At 43.4% G+C, this 20,700-nt stretch carries 19 protein-coding genes, 1 other RNA gene and 1 pseudogene; 12 read left to right on the top strand and 9 right to left on the bottom strand.

Annotation, left to right across the window (positions count from 1 at the left end; all coding sequences use genetic code 11):
- The first annotated feature begins 78 nt into the window (after window positions 1–78).
- Window positions 79–1,193 (top strand): annotated as a pseudogene (gene tnpB / locus ACZ5A8_RS18695) (IS200/IS605 family element RNA-guided endonuclease TnpB).
- 699 nt (window positions 1,194–1,892) lie between these two features.
- Here tnpB and ACZ5A8_RS18690 read toward each other — a convergent pair.
- The 7 genes from ACZ5A8_RS18690 to ACZ5A8_RS18660 all read right to left on the bottom strand — a co-directional run bounded on the left by ACZ5A8_RS18690 (window position 1,893) and on the right by ACZ5A8_RS18660 (window position 7,579).
- A complete protein-coding gene (locus ACZ5A8_RS18690) occupies window positions 1,893–2,855 on the bottom strand; it encodes a coiled-coil protein (RefSeq protein WP_229390084.1) in 963 nt (320 codons plus the stop codon).
- A 30-nt stretch (window positions 2,856–2,885) separates the two neighbouring features.
- Window positions 2,886–3,509 carry a hypothetical protein gene (locus ACZ5A8_RS18685; RefSeq protein WP_464530863.1) on the bottom strand — a complete coding sequence of 208 codons (624 nt, stop codon included), beginning with the start codon at window positions 3,507–3,509 and terminating at the stop codon, window positions 2,886–2,888.
- A gap of 138 nt (window positions 3,510–3,647) precedes the next feature.
- A complete protein-coding gene (locus ACZ5A8_RS18680; RefSeq protein WP_464530861.1) occupies window positions 3,648–3,938 on the bottom strand; it encodes a DUF424 domain-containing protein in 291 nt (96 codons plus the stop codon).
- Window positions 3,939–4,086: 148 nt separating this feature from the next.
- Window positions 4,087–6,192, bottom strand: a complete 2,106-nt coding sequence (locus ACZ5A8_RS18675) for a minichromosome maintenance protein MCM (protein ID WP_229390081.1) — start codon at window positions 6,190–6,192, stop codon at window positions 4,087–4,089.
- Between the two features lie 127 nt (window positions 6,193–6,319).
- On the bottom strand, window positions 6,320–7,078 hold the full coding sequence (locus tag ACZ5A8_RS18670) for an RNA methyltransferase (RefSeq protein WP_464530860.1): 759 nt from the start codon (window positions 7,076–7,078) through the stop codon (window positions 6,320–6,322).
- Between the two features lie 30 nt (window positions 7,079–7,108).
- Window positions 7,109–7,306, bottom strand: a complete 198-nt coding sequence (locus ACZ5A8_RS18665; protein ID WP_229390079.1) for a 4Fe-4S dicluster domain-containing protein — start codon at window positions 7,304–7,306, stop codon at window positions 7,109–7,111.
- 84 nt (window positions 7,307–7,390) lie between these two features.
- A complete protein-coding gene (locus tag ACZ5A8_RS18660; RefSeq protein WP_464530858.1) occupies window positions 7,391–7,579 on the bottom strand; it encodes a hypothetical protein in 189 nt (62 codons plus the stop codon).
- Between the two features lie 538 nt (window positions 7,580–8,117).
- Between ACZ5A8_RS18660 and ACZ5A8_RS18655 the strand changes: the two genes are divergently transcribed.
- From ACZ5A8_RS18655 to ACZ5A8_RS18625, 7 genes are all read left to right on the top strand, one after another.
- Window positions 8,118–8,795 carry an NAD(P)/FAD-dependent oxidoreductase gene (locus ACZ5A8_RS18655; RefSeq protein ID WP_464530857.1) on the top strand — a complete coding sequence of 226 codons (678 nt, stop codon included), beginning with the start codon at window positions 8,118–8,120 and terminating at the stop codon, window positions 8,793–8,795.
- 621 nt (window positions 8,796–9,416) lie between these two features.
- Window positions 9,417–10,199 carry a dihydromethanophenazine:CoB--CoM heterodisulfide reductase subunit HdrE gene (gene hdrE, locus ACZ5A8_RS18650; protein ID WP_464530855.1) on the top strand — a complete coding sequence of 261 codons (783 nt, stop codon included), beginning with the start codon at window positions 9,417–9,419 and terminating at the stop codon, window positions 10,197–10,199.
- A gap of 2 nt (window positions 10,200–10,201) precedes the next feature.
- Window positions 10,202–11,461 (top strand): dihydromethanophenazine:CoB--CoM heterodisulfide reductase subunit HdrD, encoded by a 1,260-nt coding sequence (gene hdrD / locus ACZ5A8_RS18645; protein ID WP_464530854.1) that lies wholly within the window; start codon window positions 10,202–10,204, stop codon window positions 11,459–11,461.
- 100 nt (window positions 11,462–11,561) lie between these two features.
- On the top strand, window positions 11,562–12,197 hold the full coding sequence (locus ACZ5A8_RS18640) for a DUF116 domain-containing protein (RefSeq protein ID WP_464530853.1): 636 nt from the start codon (window positions 11,562–11,564) through the stop codon (window positions 12,195–12,197).
- The gene (locus tag ACZ5A8_RS18635) at window positions 12,190–12,810 is read left to right on the top strand and encodes a DUF116 domain-containing protein (RefSeq protein WP_464530852.1); all 621 of its coding nucleotides are present in this window, start codon (window positions 12,190–12,192) and stop codon (window positions 12,808–12,810) included. The genes ACZ5A8_RS18640 and ACZ5A8_RS18635 overlap by 8 nt, the downstream gene beginning before the upstream one ends.
- 180 nt (window positions 12,811–12,990) lie before the next feature.
- The gene (locus tag ACZ5A8_RS18630; RefSeq protein ID WP_464530850.1) at window positions 12,991–14,115 is read left to right on the top strand and encodes a geranylgeranyl reductase family protein; all 1,125 of its coding nucleotides are present in this window, start codon (window positions 12,991–12,993) and stop codon (window positions 14,113–14,115) included.
- Window positions 14,116–14,307: 192 nt separating this feature from the next.
- The gene (locus ACZ5A8_RS18625; RefSeq protein WP_464530849.1) at window positions 14,308–15,477 is read left to right on the top strand and encodes a geranylgeranyl reductase family protein; all 1,170 of its coding nucleotides are present in this window, start codon (window positions 14,308–14,310) and stop codon (window positions 15,475–15,477) included.
- Window positions 15,478–15,526: 49 nt separating this feature from the next.
- On the opposite strand, the gene rnpB is transcribed toward ACZ5A8_RS18625, so the two are convergent.
- Window positions 15,527–15,885, bottom strand: an RNA gene (rnpB, locus tag ACZ5A8_RS18620) — RNase P RNA component.
- A gap of 398 nt (window positions 15,886–16,283) precedes the next feature.
- Between rnpB and ACZ5A8_RS18615 the strand changes: the two genes are divergently transcribed.
- The 4 genes from ACZ5A8_RS18615 to ACZ5A8_RS18600 all read left to right on the top strand — a co-directional run bounded on the left by ACZ5A8_RS18615 (window position 16,284) and on the right by ACZ5A8_RS18600 (window position 19,880).
- The gene (locus tag ACZ5A8_RS18615; RefSeq protein ID WP_464530848.1) at window positions 16,284–17,423 is read left to right on the top strand and encodes a methanogenesis marker 9 domain-containing protein; all 1,140 of its coding nucleotides are present in this window, start codon (window positions 16,284–16,286) and stop codon (window positions 17,421–17,423) included.
- On the top strand, window positions 17,410–18,456 hold the full coding sequence (locus ACZ5A8_RS18610) for a triphosphoribosyl-dephospho-CoA synthase (protein WP_464530846.1): 1,047 nt from the start codon (window positions 17,410–17,412) through the stop codon (window positions 18,454–18,456). Before ACZ5A8_RS18615 ends, ACZ5A8_RS18610 begins: the two co-directional genes overlap by 14 nt.
- Entirely contained in the window at window positions 18,453–19,091 is a 639-nt protein-coding gene (locus ACZ5A8_RS18605; RefSeq protein ID WP_464530845.1) for a DUF447 domain-containing protein, read from the top strand. Before ACZ5A8_RS18610 ends, ACZ5A8_RS18605 begins: the two co-directional genes overlap by 4 nt.
- A gap of 69 nt (window positions 19,092–19,160) precedes the next feature.
- Window positions 19,161–19,880, top strand: a complete 720-nt coding sequence (locus ACZ5A8_RS18600; RefSeq protein ID WP_464530844.1) for a dihydromethanopterin reductase (acceptor) — start codon at window positions 19,161–19,163, stop codon at window positions 19,878–19,880.
- 160 nt (window positions 19,881–20,040) lie between these two features.
- Here the strand turns inward: ACZ5A8_RS18600 and ACZ5A8_RS18595 are convergent, their stop codons facing one another.
- A complete protein-coding gene (locus tag ACZ5A8_RS18595) occupies window positions 20,041–20,685 on the bottom strand; it encodes an ABC transporter ATP-binding protein (protein ID WP_464530842.1) in 645 nt (214 codons plus the stop codon).
- Window positions 20,686–20,700 lie beyond the last annotated feature (15 nt).

Genomic DNA, 20,700 nt, shown 5'->3' with positions numbered 1-20,700 from the left:
GTGGGGGATAAAAGCCGTCAACTTCATTATAATAGGTTTAACGGAATTTATATATCTCTTTAAACCATATAATATAGTATGTTAAAAGCCTATAAATACCGAATCTACCCAAATAAAAATCAAGAAGAACTAATAACTCTTCATTTTGGTGCATGTAGATTTGTCTATAATTGGGCTTTAGAACAGAAAATTAAAACTTATCAACAAAATAATAAATCAATATCAAGGTTTGACTTACAAAGGATTTTAGTTCATGAAGTCAAACCTTCTAATGAATGGTTGAAAAAAGCTAATTCTCAGGCTCTACTTGTCTCTTTGGTAAATGTAGAATCAGCATTTACAAAATTCTTTAGAGAAAAATCTGGATTTCCCAATTTCAAATCTAAGAAAAATCCAGTACAGTCTTATCAAATACCACAACATTATACAGTAGATTTTGATAGAAATGTAATCAAGCTCCCTAAATTGGGTGAAGTTGAAGCAGTTCTTCATAGAAGATTTGAAGGGGAAATGAAAACTGCAACTATTTCAAGATCAAATACTGGAAAGTTCTTCATATCTATTCTTGTAGATGACGGAGAAGAACCCCCTGAAAAACAAGAAATATCAGAATCAAGTACCATAGGAATTGATGTAGGTATTAAGGATTTTGCAGTTCTTTCCAATGGAGAAAAAATAGAGAATCCGAAATACCTGAAAAACTCATTTCAAAGGCTTAAAGTTCTTCAAAAAAGAGTGTCAAGAAAACAGAAAGGCTCTAAAAATAGAAATAAAGCAAGACATCATCTTGCCAAAATTCATGAGATTATTACTAGCCAGAGAACTAATTTCCAACATCAACTCTCTTTTAGATTAATAAGCGAGAACCAAGCTATAGCGTTGGAAACTCTGAATGTAAAAGGAATGAAAAGAACCACTGTCTAGCTCAATCAATATCTGATGCTGGATGGTCAAGCTTTATTACAAAACTAATGTATAAAGCTGAGTGGTACGGAAAAATAGTTTTGAGGATAGGGACGTTTGAACCATCTAGTAAGATATGTAATGTTTGCGGTTATTATAATAAAGAATTAATTTTAGAAGTAAGAGAATGGGAATGTCCTGATTGTAAAACAAAACATGACAGGGATATAAACGCCGCTATCAATATCAAAAAATTCTCTCTTCAAGATCAAAATCTAATAGTTATCTGACACCTACGGAACGTAGAGGATGGGCTTGTGGACTTGTGAACAGTAGTTCGAGGAATGAAGCAAGAAGCCCCTTCCTCGCAAATCATCAGATTTGCAGGTGGGGGTAGTTCACAACAAATAATTTGAAATAATTGAATTAAAATAACTGAATTAAAATAACTGGATTAAATAAATGCTTTAGAACCCGAATTTGACAGAATTCACTAATTGATAAAGTATCTCCTTACAAAAAACGTGTCGTATCGACATATAATTTTTCGGGAATGTGAAAATAGCAAAAATCAGAGAACACTTCATAGAAACTTCAATTTTATGAAGGAAACAGGGGCATGAAACTCATTTATTCATTTTAATATTTATACTTCTGTCAAATTAGGGTTAGAAATAACTGAATAAAATTAAACGAATTAAAATAAATGCTTTAGAAATAGTAGTTTGTTGAGCTGTTTTTATGCCTTTTTTAAAAATAAGGATCAGACCTAAAAGTGAGGGCAGATCTGAAAACCAAACTATATCTTTAAAAAGGAAACATTTTTTCCAAGGTGGGAACTAAGTTTTTAAACGAGAGTTCCCCATGAAATAGATAAGTCTGAAATACCTAACACAGACTTCTTAAGTATCGGCTTTCTACCGTTGATTCTGTTTATTTTTTGCTCTTTTTTGCTTTTGCTCTTTTTGCTTTTGCTCTTTTTTGCTTTCTCAGTCGTTTGTAGAGAACTTTACATCTCCTTTCTCTATAAGGAGCTTAAGGTCTTCCAGGCTGAGGCGAGCATTCTTCTGCAGTTTTTCGCGGGCGTCACTGTGCTTCTGGCTTACTTTATGCTCATCTTTCGTTAGCTGAAGGTCCTTTAGCCTGTCAAGGTATAATGAGAGATCTTTTCGGCTGCCTGCGATGCCATTCTTGAGAGGGTCGATTTTTTCTTTGATAGAATTTATGTTTGCGATTTTATCCGTAAGCTGGGCATGATACATATTTGCTTCTTTTCGGATTTCATCTGCTGCCTTGAAGTTTTCGAGCATTTCCAGGTGGCACGCCTGAGATTCATCCGAAAGTGCCTGAATTTTCTCGTGAAATTCATCCCCTTCTTTATGAATTCCCTTGGATTCTTTATAACTCTCCTGGATCTGTGCATGTAATTCGTTTGCCTTCTTTGCAGCTCCAAGGCGTGTGCCCAGATCACTTAATTTCTGGACTATCTTTACTTCCACTGCAAGGGGAAGTTCTTTATTTAAAAGAGCGTCCAGTTCAGCCTCATACGCTCTTGAGAGAGATTCTACGCTTCCGTGAGATAGTTTATTACACTCATCACGCTGTTCCTTGAGGCCCGCAATTCCCGAAAAAAGTTCCTGAGTTTTGGAATTTACGTCGCTCCTTCTCCCCTTATACTCGCCAATTTGCTTATTAATCTCGTCACGTCGGTCTCTTAGTGACTGTGCTTTTGCAACCCTTTCCTTAACCTGATGGTTTAGAGAGTCTCTCTTTTCTTTCAATTCGTCGATATCGGTCCTGTTTATTTTCAGTTCCTTAAAAATCGAAGCCAATTGCCTTTCGCTTTTCTCTATCCTGCTCCTGAGCTCGTTCACTCTGCCCTTGAGCTCCCGTTCGTTAAGGTTTGAAAGGTCGGCCGTTGCAGTTTCTGCTGTTGAAACGTCGTTGTTCATGTCTTACACCCACGTGTTTTCCGAAAACTGTTATACTTTTTGTTTTTCCCAGTAACTCAGGGCTTCTTGATGGTCTTTTATTTTGCTGCTGAGCCATTTGTGCTGGGGTTTATCTTTGGATATTTCAATGTTTTTGCTTCCATCATCCTCTTCAAGTTGTTTTTCAGACTCTTTTATTTCCTTTAATTCCAGGTTTGAGTTTCTAGCTTCCTCCATTCTGGCTCTGGTTTGTAGTAGAAGGCTTTCTCCAACTCCTTTTTCCCTGGCGAGTTCGTGCAGGTTTTCCATAAAAGAGTCTTTAAGTCCCTGTTCCTCTTCGGGTTCGATCTGTCCTTTAAGTTTTTTAATATCTTCCTTTATTTTATCAGCAGTTAAAGGATCCAGTTTCGGGAAGAGCTCCTTTTCGAGCAGTCCTTCTGCCTGATGGTAATACTGCTGTCTCTTTTCCTTCAGGACTTCTTTTCGCTCCGCCATCCGGGCTCTGGAAATTCTAGCATTTTTTGTGTCTTCTTCAAACTGGTTCAGCCTGCTGTCCAGTTCTTCAAACTCTTTTTGGTATTCTTCCAGAAGCCTTTTGTGTTTTTCCACAACCCCGGAAATCAGTTCTCCTTCAGTCAGCATTCTGATCCCGGCTCCTTCGATATTTCCGCTCACAGTATCACGATTCTGTAATTTATTTTTATAGGTTTCATTTTTATCTGGCTCTATAGAGCCAGCCCGGAAAGTTGAACCGGTAATTGCCATATACCACTTTTAACCAGTTACACAACAGTGTGAAATGTAATGGTTTTTTCAAACTCTGAATACCTGAGCATGTGGTACGCAATCGATCATGATTACGGAGTCAGGATCGATAAATCCGCACTTTATGGCACATTTAATTGTTTTTTCCCCGAAGAGATTTGCAGTAGTAGCTCCTTCCAGAGCTTTCTGAAGTTCTTCCTCAGAGACAGGCTCTCCTCCATAGAAAGCTTTGCTTATCTCTACTACGGCATTACCGTGTTTCAGGGTTTTTCCGAGCACTTCCTTATCACAGGCTGCAACAAGCATGTGCCCTCCATTTTTATAAATCTTTAGATACATATTTTCCCTTTTTAAGTAATATTTCGCCCTTTTAGTATTTACAGCTTAACCATTATTATTTTGTTTATGGGTAGACCGCTCCTGCCTGCGGGCACTTCTGATGTGCAGCAACTTTTTTTCGGGTTATAAGACATTACTGCTTTTTGATTTAATTAATGAGCCTGATATGGGTCTGATCAGGAGAAAGGATATCGCCTCTCTGCTTCATTTTCTTGATATATTCCTCTGCATGCCCTCTGTCTATCCCGTGTTCGTTTTCAGCCTCTGCGTAAACTTCTTCCAGAGGGGCTTTGCCACCGGGATGTCTCTCACAGACCTTTTTTATTATATCTTTAAGGAGTTTTATTTTATTTCTCTGGCTCATGCTTGTGCCAGAAGCAAGTATGTCTGCATCGAGAGCTCCCGTTTCCGGATCAACACCCACGTTTTTAAGGCAATTCATGGTGATTCTTATAGTCCGTTTTGCATCTTCCAGAGTGACTATATTACTCAGGCGTATTCTTGCACTGGCTTCGGAGAGGCGAACAAGCGCCTCAAGTTGCCTTGCTGTCACGGGTACGGGCGTATTCTTGCCTTCTCCACTCTTCCTGAGGTCAGTATAGAAGTTAATAAGGTGTTTCCGTGCGTCTTCTTCCATTACCGGGTACACGTTTTTTCTTGCGTATGCAACGTACTTCCGCATAATTTCTGCTTCGATCACAGGCTCGATTACTTCCATTTCTGCATCAACAAAATCTTCTGTAATATGAGACCCTGGAAGCTTCTGCCGCTGTTCAAAAAGTTCTCCCGCGTAATGCGATTGAAGGATATGGTTTGCAATCCTGCTGTCAAGGGCGTGGTTTGGGGTATCGAGCAAAACGAAGATAAGGTCAAAACGGGAAAGAAGGGCTGGAGGCATGCTTATCTGCTCTGCAAGTCCTTCATACCTGTCAAAGCGGCCGTATTTCGGGTTTGCAGCTCCAAGAAGGGCACAGCGAGATTTCAAGGTTGCAATAATCCCTGCCTTAGCTATACTTATGGTCTGTTGTTCCATTGCCTCATGCAGAGCACTCTTGTCCTCTGTCTTCATCTTGTCCATTTCGTCAACTGCAGCAATCCCCATATCAGCCATGACAAGGGCTCCACCTTCTATTGTCCATCTGCCGTCATTCATATCATCTTTTACGGCAGCAGCAGTCAAACCGCTTGCAGATGCACTTCTCCCTGATGTAAAAACGCCCCTTGGCGAGAGTTTAACCACATAGCGCAGCAGCTGGCTTTTTGCAATTCCAGGATCTCCTACGAGCATGATATGGATATCGCCCCTTATTCTGGAACCGTCAGGAAGGTTTTTCACAACGCCTGAAAAAAGCTGGAGGGCAAGGGCTTCCTTTATGTCTTCATATCCATAAATTGAGGGCGCAATAGAGCTAATAATTTTGTCGTAGATTACAGGGTCACGGGAAAGTTCAAGGATCTCTTCTTCGTCTTCAGCAGTTATGTCCAGTTCGTCATAATCCTTATCCAGGCGTTCGATGGAATTTGCTTCCAGTACCAGGTCGTAGAAGGTGGATTTTCCATCTTTGAGGGTGCGCTGTCTTGATTTCAGGACTCCGTTAATGATGACGCGGTCTCCGGGGGTAACATTTCCTGTGAGGTCGTCTTCAGCGTCCACCTCAAGGCTCTGTGGCTGTGAACCTCCTCTGAGGTTTTCTGGAGATTCCTGGATCTGGACTTTCTGGGCATCAATAAATGTAGAATCTTCAATTGCAATCTTGAAAGGCCCTTTCTTTCCGCAGGTTTCATTTTCGCAGCCTGAAAAGGGCTCTTCAAACTTAAAGCTATTCTGTTCAACAATCGTAAGGTGCCCGCATCTCATGCACTGGAAGGCGGCTTTAGTAATCCTTGGCCTTACTTCTGTGGCCTTCCTTATCATGCCTTCGATTGCAATGAAGCGTGAGAGGTGTTTACTTCTCAGTTCCCTGATAGAAATCCGGTTCGGGATTTTTATTATCCTTACATGAGCCTGCTCAAGATTCTTTTCTACAGGAAGGTCAATTTCTTTCAGGGCAGCTTCAGCTGCACATACAAGTTCTCCGGGATGCTCAAGAAACTCTTTAGAAAGCTCCCTGTCAAACTTCTCGATATCTGTAAAATCCACTCCAAGGCTTCGCTGGTCTGGATACTCGTTTGCAAGCTGAAGGATTTCATTCCAGTAGTAGTCTTTAAAGAATCTTTTTAATTTCTCGTCCCACTTGCTTTCTATATCTGTCATGGCATTCTCAAAAATACTTGGCTTTTATCTAAAATTTCTATTTTTGATCAGGTTATCTCTTCTTAAAAATGATCCTAAAAAAAGTTAAAAAACGTACAATAGATTCTGATGTAAAACAGGTTTATTATCATATGAACTTTTCTATGCTTTCCGAATTTTCCGTTTTATGCAGGTCTTCGGTTTCTGCCGCAAGCCCCATTTTTCTCTCTGTTTTCTTTATTATACCCCTCAGAGTCTGGACTTCTCTCGGGGTTAGCCCGGCTCTTCCGAATATTCTCCTGAGCATGAGTGAGGTTTTATCTTTTTTGTGGGCCGGGTAATCTATTTCCTCAAGCAGTTCATCCAGATGCCCGTAAAGAAGCCTCAGGTCAAAGCCTTCGGCAAGCGGATTGTTCCCCCCTTCGAGTTCTGAAAGCTCGTAAAGAACGATTGCAACCGCATGAGAAAGGTTCATTATCGGATAAATCTCTGAAGTCGGAACCGTGATAAGCATATCAAAGCCTTTCAGTTCGTCATTTCTGAAGCCACTGTCTTCACGCCCGAAAAGGACTGCAATGGTGCCGCTATATTCTTTAATTTTTTCTTTGAATTCCCTGGCAGTATAAAGGGGAAGGCGGATATGCTCTCCTGTCTTCAGGCTTGAGGTCCCTGTGGTCCCTACGAGCAGATCTGCGCCTTTTACGGCTTCTTCAAGGGTTGAGGTAACTCTTGCCCCTTCCAGCACATCCCTTGCGTGAGAAGACATTGCTCTTGCCTGCCCCTCGAGCTCACAGGGATTTACCAGAACAAGATCAGAATACCCAAAGTTTTTCATCGCTCTTGCAACAGATCCAACGTTTCCCTGGTACATGGGTTCAACAAGCACTACCCGAATCTCAAGTGACAAATTTCTCAATCCTTACTGCGTTTTTTAAAATCAGTTATCGAGGGTAATTGCATCTGCCATACAGACAGTCACACACATTCTGCACCCCAGACAGTAAGAGGGGTCCTTCAGGACACAGACCTTTTTACCGTTTTTTTCTTCTATGGAATAAACCCTCGGGCCTTTAGGGCAGGCAGCCTTACATGCCCCGCATCCTGTACATTTCTCTTCATCAATATAAATTTTCATATTGACTGTTTTCCATCCGCTTTAATCTATTTTTTATTCTTATTTTTATCTACTGTAATCTTTTACCCTTTCTACTGTAATCTTTTATCCTTTAAGGTATGCAGAGGTCTTATTTATTCCCTTTATATATTGGATTAAGCTCTGAAAATTAACTATAAAAAGGTCAATTGAGGGAGTATGTACAAACTGGTCATAAAGCAGGATCCAGGGCTTTATGGAATAAAAAACAGCAGTAAAAACTACAAACGGATTTCCTGGTCCGTTTTTTCCCATTGTCTTGAAACCTTAATTGATTTTATTATTCACCTTATTCTTTTATATGTATTTCCGTCTTTGATAGTGAATTTACGTAAAGACTGTGTCATTTCATGTATTTGATCCGGATTTTAATTCATGATACAAACCGTTTTTTGTGTACACATACAATTTTATATTGTTTCAAGCAATATATTCTCTGATCTGGTACTCTCTTTTACGGGTCCAGAAGTTTAATTCCTCTAATCCGGAGGGTGCCGGGTTATCGAGGTTCTGTAGTTTTGTAAGGGGTCTAATTTCCTGGGGCTAAAACAGGTTTCCAGATTCGTTTATCTATAGATCAAAAAAATTTCTGAAACCTCAACCTGTTCATCAACTCAGTTTTTGCTTTGGTGTCTGAACATCGGGCTTAAACTAACTGATTGCTTAGGTTAATTGATCGCTTGGGCTAAATGATCGCTTGGGCTAAATGATCGCTTGGGCTAAGTGATTGTTCAGGTTAATTGGTTAGATCCTGAAACAAACTTGAAACTATTAAACTAGGAGAGTGTAGAATATGGTAAGCAAAGAGTATGTTAAGGGAGACCTTCCTGAAAAAGCTGCAATCCTGCAAAGAGATGGGGAAACTTATGCAATTGCTCCGCACATTCCCGGAGGGATCGTATATCCGGAAACCCTCAGAAAGATAGCAGACATCGCAGAGAAATATGGAGCTGCAGCTCTGAAAATTACTTCAGCCCAGAGAATTGCGGTTGTAGGGCTCAAGGAGGAAGACCTGGATGCAGCATGGGCTGAACTGGGTATGAAACCCGGAGCAGCCATCGGACTCTGTGTCAGGAGCGTCAAAATCTGCCCTGGAACTACATTCTGTAAGAGAGGCAAACAGGATGCTGTCGGGCTTGGCCTGAAACTTGATGAGAAATACCATGGTATGCAGCTTCCTTCTAAATTCAAAATGGCTGTTTCCGGCTGTCAGAATTCCTGCTCCGAACCGAGCATAAAAGATATAGGAATCATGGGCACAGCAAAAGGTTTTACCATGAGTGTCGGGGGAAGCGCGGGGCCCCGTCCAAGGCTCGGAAGTGTGGTGGCAAAAGACCTTTCCGAAGAACAGGTTCTGGATCTTGTTGACAGGATAATTAACTTTTATAAGGGATATGGAAAGCCAAGAAGGATCGGAGAAGTACTGGACGAGATGGGGATTGAGAAATTCAAAGAAGGAGTCGGACTCTAAGCAGCTCTTTTGAAATATGAGCCAATTTAGTTGAACCACGTTAAGATGAGCTGGTTTCAAGTGAGCTAAATTCAATAAGCTGGTTTCAAAAGTAATTTCAGAAGGAAAGCTGGATAGTTTGATTTCAGAGAAAAACCGTGCTTTTAAGTATCTGGCACGGGTTTAATCTGGATCTCCTTTTTTTCCAGCTTTTTCTAGCCTTTTATTTTGACTTTTGTGAGCGCGCCCTATTCTTTTTCCGTAATTTTTTTGATCTCTCCGCAGTCGGATGTTTTCATTTTCTGTCAAGAATAATTTCAATAAAGTAATTTATAATTTCTATATTATAATTTTACCACTATTTTTCAAGTTTTCTTTTTCTTTTCCTTTTAGATGGCTTTAATGCTACCCTGTTTTCGCGGCTCTTGTGAGCTTTTCGATGTATTGTGTGTTAAAGATAATGTTTAAATATAATAGATGCAAAGACTAACAGACTATTCAAACCTTATACAGACAGTCGCTACGGTTCCTGCTCTGTTTTTACTGTTATTGATATTCTGTAACATCAATGATATTTCTAAAAGCAGTATCAGTTCTCAGTTTTTGACCCATATATAGGAGGAATAAATTATTAGTGAGGAAATGCTTTACTTCTCTGGGCTCACGGATGCACTCAGAATTACGTTTGTCCAGATAATGATACTCAGCACAATCGCCATTGTGATTTTCTTATACGGAATGATTCTTAACTTTCAGAAGTGGGGAGCAGGAGTGACAGGTTACGCGCTTGAGCCTCAGGAAGGAAAGAAAGGAAGTGCAATCAGATTCTTAAAAACCTGGTGGGAACAGGTCATAGAAGAGTCTCATCACGGACATGGAAAACCCATCCTTGAGGTTCTTATCCTTGATATTCTCTTCCAGAGAAGAATTCTCAAAAGAAGCCCTCTTCGCTGGTTCATGCACTTTACGATTTTTGCAGGCTGGATGACTCTGTTTGCCCTGTCAGGGCTCATGTTTGCAGTCGAGATGATTGAAAAGTTCGGAATCGAGCTCCCGTTCACCCCCGCAGAGTTTAGAGAATTCCTCTCTCTCCCGAACTATATCTTCGGCTATGTCCTCCTTATCGGAGTCCTTATCGCAATAGTCAGGAGAATCGTTGTCTCGGATGTAAGGCAAGCTACCATCATGTATGACTGGATCCTTCTCGGAGGAGTTTTCATAGTCACTATCTCCGGTTTTATTGCCGATGGTATCAGGACCCAGTTTATCTGGGGCTTCGGGCTTGACCCTGCAACTGCACCCCCTGCAGCTCTCTTCCACTCCGTGATTTCTCTGCTATTCTGTATAGCATATATCCCATACAGCAAGTATATTCATGTAATCGCCACCCCCCTTGCAATCCTTGCAAATAAGGGAGGAGAATAAAAATGTCAAAAAAAACTCCATCAATTGACACCAAAAACCTTACAGCAGTCCAGCTCATGGAGCTCGACTCCTGCACCCGCTGCGGTGAATGTGTAAAATGGTGTCCAACTTATGCAGCTTCCGGCCAGAAGCCCGGGTTAGCACCCAGGGATAAAATCTTGCGCTGGAGGCAGTTCATGAACAAATCCTACGGGATCAAAGCAAGACTCTTCGGCCCGACAGAAATCCCCCAGTCCGAGCTTGAAGAATTCAAAGACGATGTGCACGGCTGTACCACCTGTGGTATCTGTGCAACTGTATGTGAATCAGGCATCAACACCGTGGAACTCTGGGAATCCCTGAGGACAAACCTTGTTAAGAAAGGAATCGGTCCTTACGGAAAGCAGAATATGTTCCCCAAGCTCATAGGACAGTACCACAACCCTTACCTGCTTGACCAGAAAGACAGGCTTGCCTGGGTGCCCCCCGATGTGAAGATTGCAGACAAAGCAAATATTGTCTACTTTACAGGCTGTACCGCAGGATACAAGCAGCTTGCCCTCGCCCTTGCAACCTCCCGTGTGCTTAACAAGCTGGGCATCGAATTTGCCATGCTCGGAGAAGAGGAATGGTGCTGCGGTTCTGCCCTTATCAGAACAGGTCAGGTCCATGTCAATGATGTGCCCCGTGAAACCGCAAGACACAATGTTGAAGCCATTAAGGCGAAGGGTGCCACAAAGGTTCTCTTTGCATGTGCAGGCTGTTTCCGTGCAGCAAAGGTTGACTGGCCGAGGCTTATCGGCGAAGAGCTTCCTTTTGAGGTTGTCCATATCACAGAGTTCCTCGAAGACCTGATCAAGAAAGACAAAATCAAATGGGAGAAATCTCTGGACAAAACCGTTACCTATCACGATCCCTGTCACCTGGGCCGCCACGTGGGTGTCTTTGATGCTCCGAGGTATGTGCTTTCCCATATTCCGGGCGTCAAGTTCGTTGAGATGGACAGAATAAAAGAATTCCAGCGCTGCTGTGGAGCTGGCGGTGGTGTAAAGGCAGGTATTCCGGACCTTGCAGTCGGTGTTGCAGAGTCCAGAGTCAAGGATGCCCTTGAAACCAATGCAGATATCCTCTCCAGTGCATGCCCCTTCTGTAAGAGGAATCTTATGGACGGTCGTGACTCTCTCAAAGCTGACCTCGAAGTCGAGGATGTCATTGTCCTGGTTGCACAGGCCCTTGGTCTCAGTGTAGAAGAACCCAAAAAAGCAGAACCCAAAAAAGCTTGAAGGCTGGTTTTTTCCCAGCTTTCTTTATTTCTATTTTTTTGATCCCGTGTCTTACTGCTTATAGTAAAACTTAAATACCGACACTTCCCTCCCCTTGAATATGTATATTCCTTACGAATTTCTAGGAAGAGTATTCATATACCTGATGCTTCTTGCTCTTGCAGGCACCGGGCTTGCCCTGCTTATAGGGGCGTATTCGTTTAAAAAGCACAGGATCATTTTTCCGGGGTTCGTATTATTTACGCTGTATCTCTTTTATTCTCCTGCAAAATGGATCTGCAGAGTTTTCCGGATAAGGGATACTCTTGTTGACGATATCCTTATTGATGTCAGGAACGCTGTTATGTACGATGGTTTCATTAATAACAAAGGGAGGAAAATTCTGCTTCTTCCGCAGTGTTTGCGCCACCCCAGCTGTAAAGCAAGGTGCGATCCTGTCTATGGTTATGAGTGCAGGCGGTGCGGGCTCTGTGATATATCAAAGCTCTGTGACGCTGCTGATAGGTGTGATTTTCGGGTTTTCGTCGTCCCAGGGGGCAGTTTTGTTAAAAAAATATTCAAAGAGTACAGGCCCGAATCCTGTCTCGGGGTTGCCTGTTATAATGAGCTATCCGAGAACATGCAGGCTGTTTCTTTTGTCCCTGTTCAGGGTGTTCTTCTTCTTAAGGACGGCTGCTTCAATACCGAAGCAAATGTTGAAGAAATAATTCAAAAAATGGAGATGTGCCATGTATAACATTATCGGGCAGGCTCTTTTTATCTCCGTCCTGATATCCTTTACCCTGTCAGGCGTGGCTCTGCTGGTCAGCCGGAGGAGCCTTACACGCAGTGTTTTTCTGGCAGGCTTTTATGCAGATGTACTTGACTTCTTTTATTTGCCTTTAAGACAAATTTTCCTTAAATTTTCAGACACCCGTGTCTTGGACAAATGGATGTCATCTCTGAAAAATAGAGCCCATGCTTCTGCCTTTGCAAAAACGAAAAAGAGGGTAATTCTCGCTCCTCACTGCATGCGCAGCCTTGACTGTCCTGCCCACTCTACACAGACAGGAATCCAGTGCAAGTTATGTGGAAAGTGTGTTTTTACCCAGTTAAAGAAAGACGCTGAAAAATACGGGTATAAGGTTTTCATCGTGACAGGTTCTTCGTTTGTAAAAAATATCCTTAAAATGGAAGCAGCAGAAGGTGTTCTTCTTATTGCCTGTGACTATGAGATTAACAAGGTCATGCGTGCTCTTAAAGGCAAAAAAGTAATCACCTACGGAATTACTATGGAAAACGATGGTTGTTTCGGGACAAAAGTGGATTACCAGAAGGTGCTTGGAGTTTTTGAAGATCTTAAAAGTTAATTTAAAAGAGTGCAAAAAGTGTCGTATTTCTTCTGATTTTCTCTTTTTTGCGCGTTTCCTATTTTTCTCTTTTTCATAACTCAATCGCAATCTTGAATTATATCAACACTTTAAATTAGGTCTTGGTTGAATAGATTGAAACTCATATAATTTCAGGATACTTTAGAGGATGTTACTTTCATGTATGATATAATCATCGTAGGTGGTGGCCCTTCCGGAGCCTCGGCCGGGAGAAGGGCGGGAAAACTTGGTCTCAATACGCTGCTACTTGAAAAGGAAGAATTCCCCAGGTACAAACCCTGTGGAGGAGGGCTCTCGAAACATGCGATTTCTTACCTTGATTTCGAGCTCCCTGAGGATGTTATTGAGTGGGAAATTACAGGGGCAAGGATCTTTTACAAAGACCAGTTAATCGAGGCACATAAAGATTACCGGTTGTCTGTTCTTGTCTCTCGGGACATGTTTGATAATTTCCTTCTTGAAAAGGCAAAGGAAACCGGAATTGAAGTCCATACAGGGGAAAAGGCGCTTTGTTGCAGGGAAATGCCCGAATATGTCGAAGTCGAGTCTAACAGGGGCACATATAGGGCAAAATTTGCAATCGTTTCCGAGGGGGCACAGGGACTCGTCAAAACGTGTGTAAGGCCTGCGGATACTAAAGAGGAGTATGGGATCTGTATGGTCGCCGAAGTCCCTGCAGAGGAAAAAGAAATTGAAGAAAGACTAGGAAGGGCAATTGAACTGCATTTCGGTGTTGTCGGAGGAGGGTACGGCTGGATCTTTCCCCACAAAACCTATTATTCTGTCGGAATTGGCGGAGTTGTAAAAGACCTTTCCCATCCAAAGGAAGCAATGCTTGAGTTCCTGAGGGTAAACGGCTTCAGAGGCGATTACAAACTGCACGGTCACAAGATCCCCTGGGGCGGAATTAAGCGAAAAGTTTCCGGTTCGAGAGTCCTCCTGAGTGGGGATGCTGCAGGTTTCGTTGATTCTTTCTCTGGGGAAGGGCTGGCTTATGCTATCAGTTCCGGGCAATTTGCTGCTGAAGTAATTGCCGAAATTTGCCTGCATAATGGTAAAACAAAAGACCTGAATAGGTATGAGTCTCTCTGTCAGGCGGAGTTTGGAACACATCTTAAGTATTCCCTTATGTTTTCCAGAATAATGCATCGCTTCCCTGAGAAGACATTTAAAATCTTCACATCAAGTGATGAAATGATTGATAAATACCTTGAAGTTGTGGATTTCAGCATTAATTATAAGGATTATCTTCGTTGGTCCCTTCTGAACGTTAAACTCAGGTAATTTCTGAATTTTAAATTCAATTAATAATAAGGAGTTTTTCAAAGGTATTCCTGGTTTATCAAAGATCCTCTCCCAACTCTCTTTTTCCTCTATCTTTTTATTGTTCCAGAATCAATCTACTTTATGGGGTAAACAATTCATTTGAGGCTGTCTGTTCACGCCATGCCTCATCCATTAGCAGGGGTCTTGAGTATGTATGATCTGATTATAGTGGGTGGAGGGCCTTCGGGAGCCTCTGCCGGAAGGGTAGCTGGAAAAGCAGGAATCTCAACCCTCCTGCTTGAAAAAGAAAATTTCCCGAGGTATAAGCCCTGTGGAGGGGCTTTATCCCCGTATGCTCTATCGTGCCTGGATTTCAAGCTCCCTGAGTCTTTAATAGAAAGGGATATTTCCAAAGTAAGGATCCATTTCAGAGATAGCTGTATTGAAAAGCAGGTTAATTACAGGTTAGCTTTGCTGATCTCCAGAAATGTTTTTGACAATTTCCTGCTTGATAAAGCCAGGGAGACAGGAATTGAAGTTCATTTCGGGGAAAAGGTTCTGGATTGTAAGGAAAGAGGAGAATGCGTTGAGATTAAGACTTCACAGAATACTTACCTGGCAAAGTTTGTCCTTATTGCGGAAGGCTCAGAAGGCATGCTTAAATATGCTGTCAGTCCTCAGAGAACCCGGAGAACAGAATATGATCTTGCCCTTGTTTCGGAAATCCCTGAAAATGACGAGGTGATAATGAATAGGTTTCCCGATGTTATAGATATTCATTTCGGGACTGCCCCCGGGGGGTACGGCTGGATTTTCCCTCATGCAGGGTATTATTCAGTGGGAGTAGTGGGAACAGCCGAACATCTAAAACACCCGAGGAAGGTAATGCAGGATTTTTTGCGGGCAAACGGCTTTTCAGGGGAATTTCAGTTCCACGCCCACATTATTCCTCAGGGGGGAATAAAGCGAAGAACTGTAAGTTCAAGGGTCCTTCTTAGTGGAGACGCCGCAGGTTTCGTGGACGCCTTCATAGGGGAAGGTATCGCGTATGCGATCCGGTCAGGACAGCTTGCAGCGGAGAAGGTGGCTGACCTTGTGCTTTATGATCGGAAATTGAGCGATCTTAAAGAGTATGAATCCAGGTGCAGGCAGGATTTCGGAAACTTCCTTGTCAGTTCCCTTAAACTGGAAAAAGTTATGTACCGTTTCCCTGAGATCTCTTTCAAGCTTGCTCTCAGCAGAAATGAAATATTGGATAAATATCTGGATGAAGTTGTGATAAACAGAAGCCACAAAGACTATGTCAGGTGGTTACTTCTTAATTTCAGTCTGGCTGAACCTGCACTTAAAATAAAGTCCATGACAGGGAAGAATCAGTAGTGTAAAAAGAATAATTAGAGCCAGAAGTATAAATTGAATTATTAGATGCGAGTGAGGCGTGTAAGCTCCCTTCTGTTCCTGCAAAGATTTCCGCCACTTATCAGTGTAAGAAATGGTCCTGAGACTCTTGCAGCGACGGCATTCGGCTAAGCGTTACCAAAACCAATCGGGACGATTCCGGACTGCTCGTTCTTCCCGATTTCCAACTTGCACCCACGAGGATTCGCCGTTTCATCCACCTTCCCTGCGACCTCAGCTTATGGCATCATCGCATTTGCAGGGTATGGTTCTCGTTTCTGTGCCAGGGCCCGGGCTCTCGCCCGACATCCTTTACAGATGTTCGTGTGTCCGGAGCGGTGGGGAGACTTTCCTCAGACCAGAAGGTCCGGCAGCCGTCCATCCTCTCTCGCATGTTGTTGATTGACTGGCTCTATATATTTTTTGATCGTATATATATTTATGGGCTGATATTTCTGCAAAAGGAAACCAGCTAAAAGAGGTTTCTTATCCTAATTTATCTTCAACAAATTTATCTTCAACAATCTTCTGGCAGATTTAAGTTTTTTCACGGCTCTAAATAAACAGGGGGATTCCTTCCGTGTACTCTATATAACTTTTGTGTGTTGAGGATATGCCCAAATATTAATATATATGTATTGTAATCGTGAAAATAAGATGGATTTTCCATTTTCATAAATTATCTGGAAAAAGATCCCCTTAGATTTAACGAGATTCGTTAGTTTAATATGTGACTATAACTATCATTTTTGTGTTCAGTTTTCAGGCTTATTTTTTAGAGGTAAAACATGAGTGATTATCTATTTGATTTGCATATTGGATATGTCCGTTTCAGAAATCCTATCGCGCTGGCGCCAATGGCAGGAATTGTCGACAGTGCTTTTGCCAACCAGTATGCAGGTGATGCCGGGCTCGTAGTGCTTGGAGCCTTCAATCTGGATGAAGGGTCGATTGCAGTTGCATCAGACCTTGTAGCCAGGGGTAGAAAAGAGTTCATTTCCAATGAACCTATGGAGCTTATAAAAAAGGAAATCCGGGCTGTAACCTCCGGTAGTGCTGTTGCGGTAAACGTGAGAAGCACTACTCTTGAGCCTTTAATTGAAGCTGCAAAAGTTGTAAAGGAAGAAGGGGCGATCCTTGAATTAAATGCTCACTGTAAGCAGCCTGAAATGCTCGAGGCAGGGATAGGAGAAGCCCTTCTGCGTGACCTTCCAAAGCTTTCTGCCTGGATAAAGGCAATAAAGGAAACAGGGGTCGTACTTTCCGTAAAGGTACGGGCAAATGTGGTGAATGATGTCGAACTTGCCAGGCTTATTGATAAGGCTGGGGCTGACATTATCCATGTAGATGCCATGCTCGAAGGTTTCGGAGCGGATCTCGATTCCATTACAAGTTACAGGGATGCTACAAGGCTCTTCCTCATAGGCAACAACTCGGTTACTGACTTTGCCGCTGCAAAGGACATGTTTTCCCGGGGGGCTGATATGGTTTCTGTTGCAAGGGGGGCCATGGAAAATCCTGAACTGATAAAGGAACTTGTAGAAAGTGTAAGTTCTTATCAGCAGTCGATAGGCTGGTACAATGCCCCCAAGCACGTTTGCAGTGAAGGGGACTTCAGGGCTCTGGCTTTTTGCTGTCTCCCGGTAAAGCCCTGCCCTGTGCATGAGAAATCCCGAAAGCTGGGATACACCGCAGAAGAGTTCGCCCGGACAAAAATGGAATTTGCCAGGGGCACGATGCTCGAGTTCGGAGAGGATACATGTTTCGGCAGCCTTGTCTGGTGCTGCAAGATTACAAAGCCCTGCTGGATCAGGGATGGTGTTCTGAACACGCTCGACCTTTCTGACGCGGAGTACATGAAGCTTAAGGAGCAGCTGGCAAAATATATCCTTGACCACGCCAGGATTCCAGTAAATGAATCCCACTAATACTGCTTTCTCCTGTCACATCCCTGAATGGGTGGATGAGTCTCCGGCCCCGAGTCTGATTGCACGCTATGCACAGCTTGCTATGCTGCTTGAGGTCTCAGCTTCTCCAAAGCCAGGGAACGTTGATAGGGAACATAATTACCCTGATACCTGTTTTGAGCATTTTGTCGCTTCTTCGGTTGCTGTCTATCCTGTCCTTGAGCTTGCTGCAAGGAGCAAAGGAAGGATAGGAGCCCTTCTCAGAAGTGCAGTTTACGAAAGCTCTGCCTGGCAGCAGGGAGGAAATACTCATTTTGGCGCCTTCTTACTCCTGATCCCTCTGGTAATGGCTGCAGGCGAAATTTCAAGAGAACAACCTCACTGCGGAAAAACAGGTTTCCGGCTTGATAGCGGGCAATTTGAGCACCTTGCTGCCTGTGCACACACTTTCGTCCGCGCAACGGACTGTGAAGATGCTGTTGAGTTCTACAGGGCTTTCGGGCATGCAGGAGTCAGGGTAAACAGTGTGAACGAATTTGACCTCGAAGATCCTGAAGCAACTGCCGATCTAAGGAAACAGAATATCACCCTTTACGCTCTTATGGAGATTGCCAAAGGGTATGACCTCATAGCAAATGAGTGGACCTCAGGTTTCGGGCGCTGCCTTGAGGGGGCAAAAAACATTCTTGATTTCATGCAAGCACGAAACTGCAGAGCAGAAGCTTTGACCGGAGGTTCTGTTTCCAGCTGTTCAGGCACGGGAATAAACGATGCTATAGTGTATACATTCCTGAAACTGCTTTCAAAGCATAGAGATACTTTTATCCAGACCAAGTTTGATACCGAAACTGCAGATTACGTATCTTACAGAGCAGGCGAGATTCTTTCAGGCTGGGAAACTTCAGGGAAAACAGCCAGTGGCTTTGCATCCATTCTTCCTGCAGTACAGGAGTTTGACTCCGAGCTTCTGGAAAAAAGGATTAATCCCGGCTCTACTGCAGATATTATTATTGCAGGGCTTTTTATTGCCCTTCTCGGAGGCTTGAGATTTTGACCGAGTTCTCTTCTGATTGCAGGGAGTTTGAAAAACCGTGTCATACTATCGACCTTCCTCAGTTCGGGATCCGGCAGGGAATCTCTGAAGTAGTAGTAAGCACCGGATTTGAGCACCCCAATGCCGCTCCTATAGGTATCATCACAAAGGGCGGGAGGCCTTTCGTTCGCCTTTTCAAAGGCAGCCACACGTGGGCAAATGTCCTTAAAGAGGGTTATCTCACTTCAAATGTGGTTTACGACCCCCTTCTTTTTGTGCGTTCCACCTTTTTCGACCTTGAACCTTCCGAGTTTGGATATGTATTTGCAGGCGGGCTTAAGTTCCCGGTCCTTAAAGAAGCCGTCTCCTGGGTTGTTTTCGAATGCATTAATGTTAAAAATACGGACCAGGCTCTTATTGCCGATCTTGTTCCTGTGGAGGCGGGCTTCAATGAACTTAATAGAAAAGAACTCCCCGTACCCAACAGGGGATTTAATGCCGTGCTTGAGGCTACCGTCCATGCGACCCGCTACCAGCTGTCAGAAGATGAAAAATACCTTGAATGGATCCGATATTATGAAACCCTTGCTTCCAAATGCGGAGGCAACAGTGAAAAGAAAGCCATGAAACTACTTTATGAAGTGCTCGGGATTTGAATTCTCTTTTGCATCCAGAATGTCTTTTTTAGAAAATTATATTATCTCCCTCAGGCATGACTTCTTTCCATGAGTTTTCAGAGAATTGCATGGGGTATTACAGGAGCAGGGCATTTCCTGAACCGCAGTTACCAGGTCTTTAAAGAACTCAAACTCAGAGACCCCGGACTTTCCGTAAATACGTACGTCTCAAGGGCAGCCGAAGAAGTGCTCAGGATGTACGGGCTTGAGCAGAAGCTTGTAAAAATCTCCGGAGGAGATTACCTTGAGGAGATTTTCCGGGAAAGCGAGCAGGGTTCAAGTTCCCCTAAAGTCGGGCGCTTTCTCCTTGATAGATATGATGCCCTCTTCATCACACCAGCAACCTCAAACACTGTTTCGAAGATTGCCTATGGTATTGCCGATTCCCTTGTAACCAATGCCGTTGCCCAGGCAGTAAAGGGAAGAGTCCCGGTATATATCGTGCCCGTGGACATTGAAGGCTCTATTGTATCGGAAATGCCCTACAACATTGACAGAAAACAGTGCAGGCACTGCGAAGAATGTTCTCCTAGAGAAAACTGCCCCCACGAAGCAATCACCGAGAAAAATGATGTCACAGACCAGATAGAACTCCTGAAATGCAAAGGCTGCGGGATCTGCAAGGAGCTGTGTCCTTATAATGCCATCAAGGGCGGACCTGTAGATGTACTGGTTCGGGACGTAGATAAGCGTAATGTTGATATTGTAAAAGGGCTGCAGGGAATCACTGTACTTGAAAGCCCTGAAGCCATTCTGGAGCTTTTTTAAATTTCAGGTTTTCAGCTCATTTTTCTTTCCTTTTTCCTTTTTTCTGCCGAAAAGGGCCTCTTGCTATCGCACTTGCAGTGCAACTCCCCGAAAAGTCTCCGGTTTCCTGTAATCCCGATGCGAAACCCGGGCAACCGAAAATCAAGGCTCTCTAGAGCCGTTAATCAATGAGCTTCAGCTGCCCATTTTCAAGCACTCCGCAGCTGTCAGACATAAAACGGACCACAGATTCATCATGGGAAATGAGGAGGTAACCTGTATCCCGCTCTGCCTGCACCTTTTTAAGCATGTGGAGGATCTGGGCCTGCACTGAGACGTCAAGGGCAGAAGTTGGCTCGTCAAGGATAATGTATTCCGGGTCGAGCAGGAGAATCCGGCCCAGGGCAAGGCGCTGTAGCTGGCCGCCTGAGAGCTGGGAAGGATAGCGTGAAAGCACTTCTTCCGGGAGGCCTGCGGTAATGAGCATCTCTTCTGTTTTTGAGGCATATTTGACTTTGGGGACCTTGAGGAGTGCCAGTACCTCAGAAACCGAATGTTCGATCTTTTTCCTCGGATTAAAAGCATCCGTGGGGTCCTGAAACATTATCTGGACTCTGCGGCGGAAGGCGGCATGTTCGGTTTTTTTCATCCCGGAAAGCGGGAGATCGTTATAATATACGAAGCCTGCCATGGGCTTCTCAAGCCCGGCAATAACTCTTCCGAGTGTGCTTTTCCCTTCTCCGGATGGTCCCATAAGCCCGAAGGTCTTGCCTGGCCTTATTTCCAGTGAGATCTCTCTGAAAACGTACTTTCCAGGACTCAGCAAGCCAGCTCCGTAAAT

The sequence above is a fragment of the Methanosarcina subterranea genome (assembly GCF_055385895.1).
This window is presented reverse-complemented; position numbering and strand designations above follow the sequence as displayed.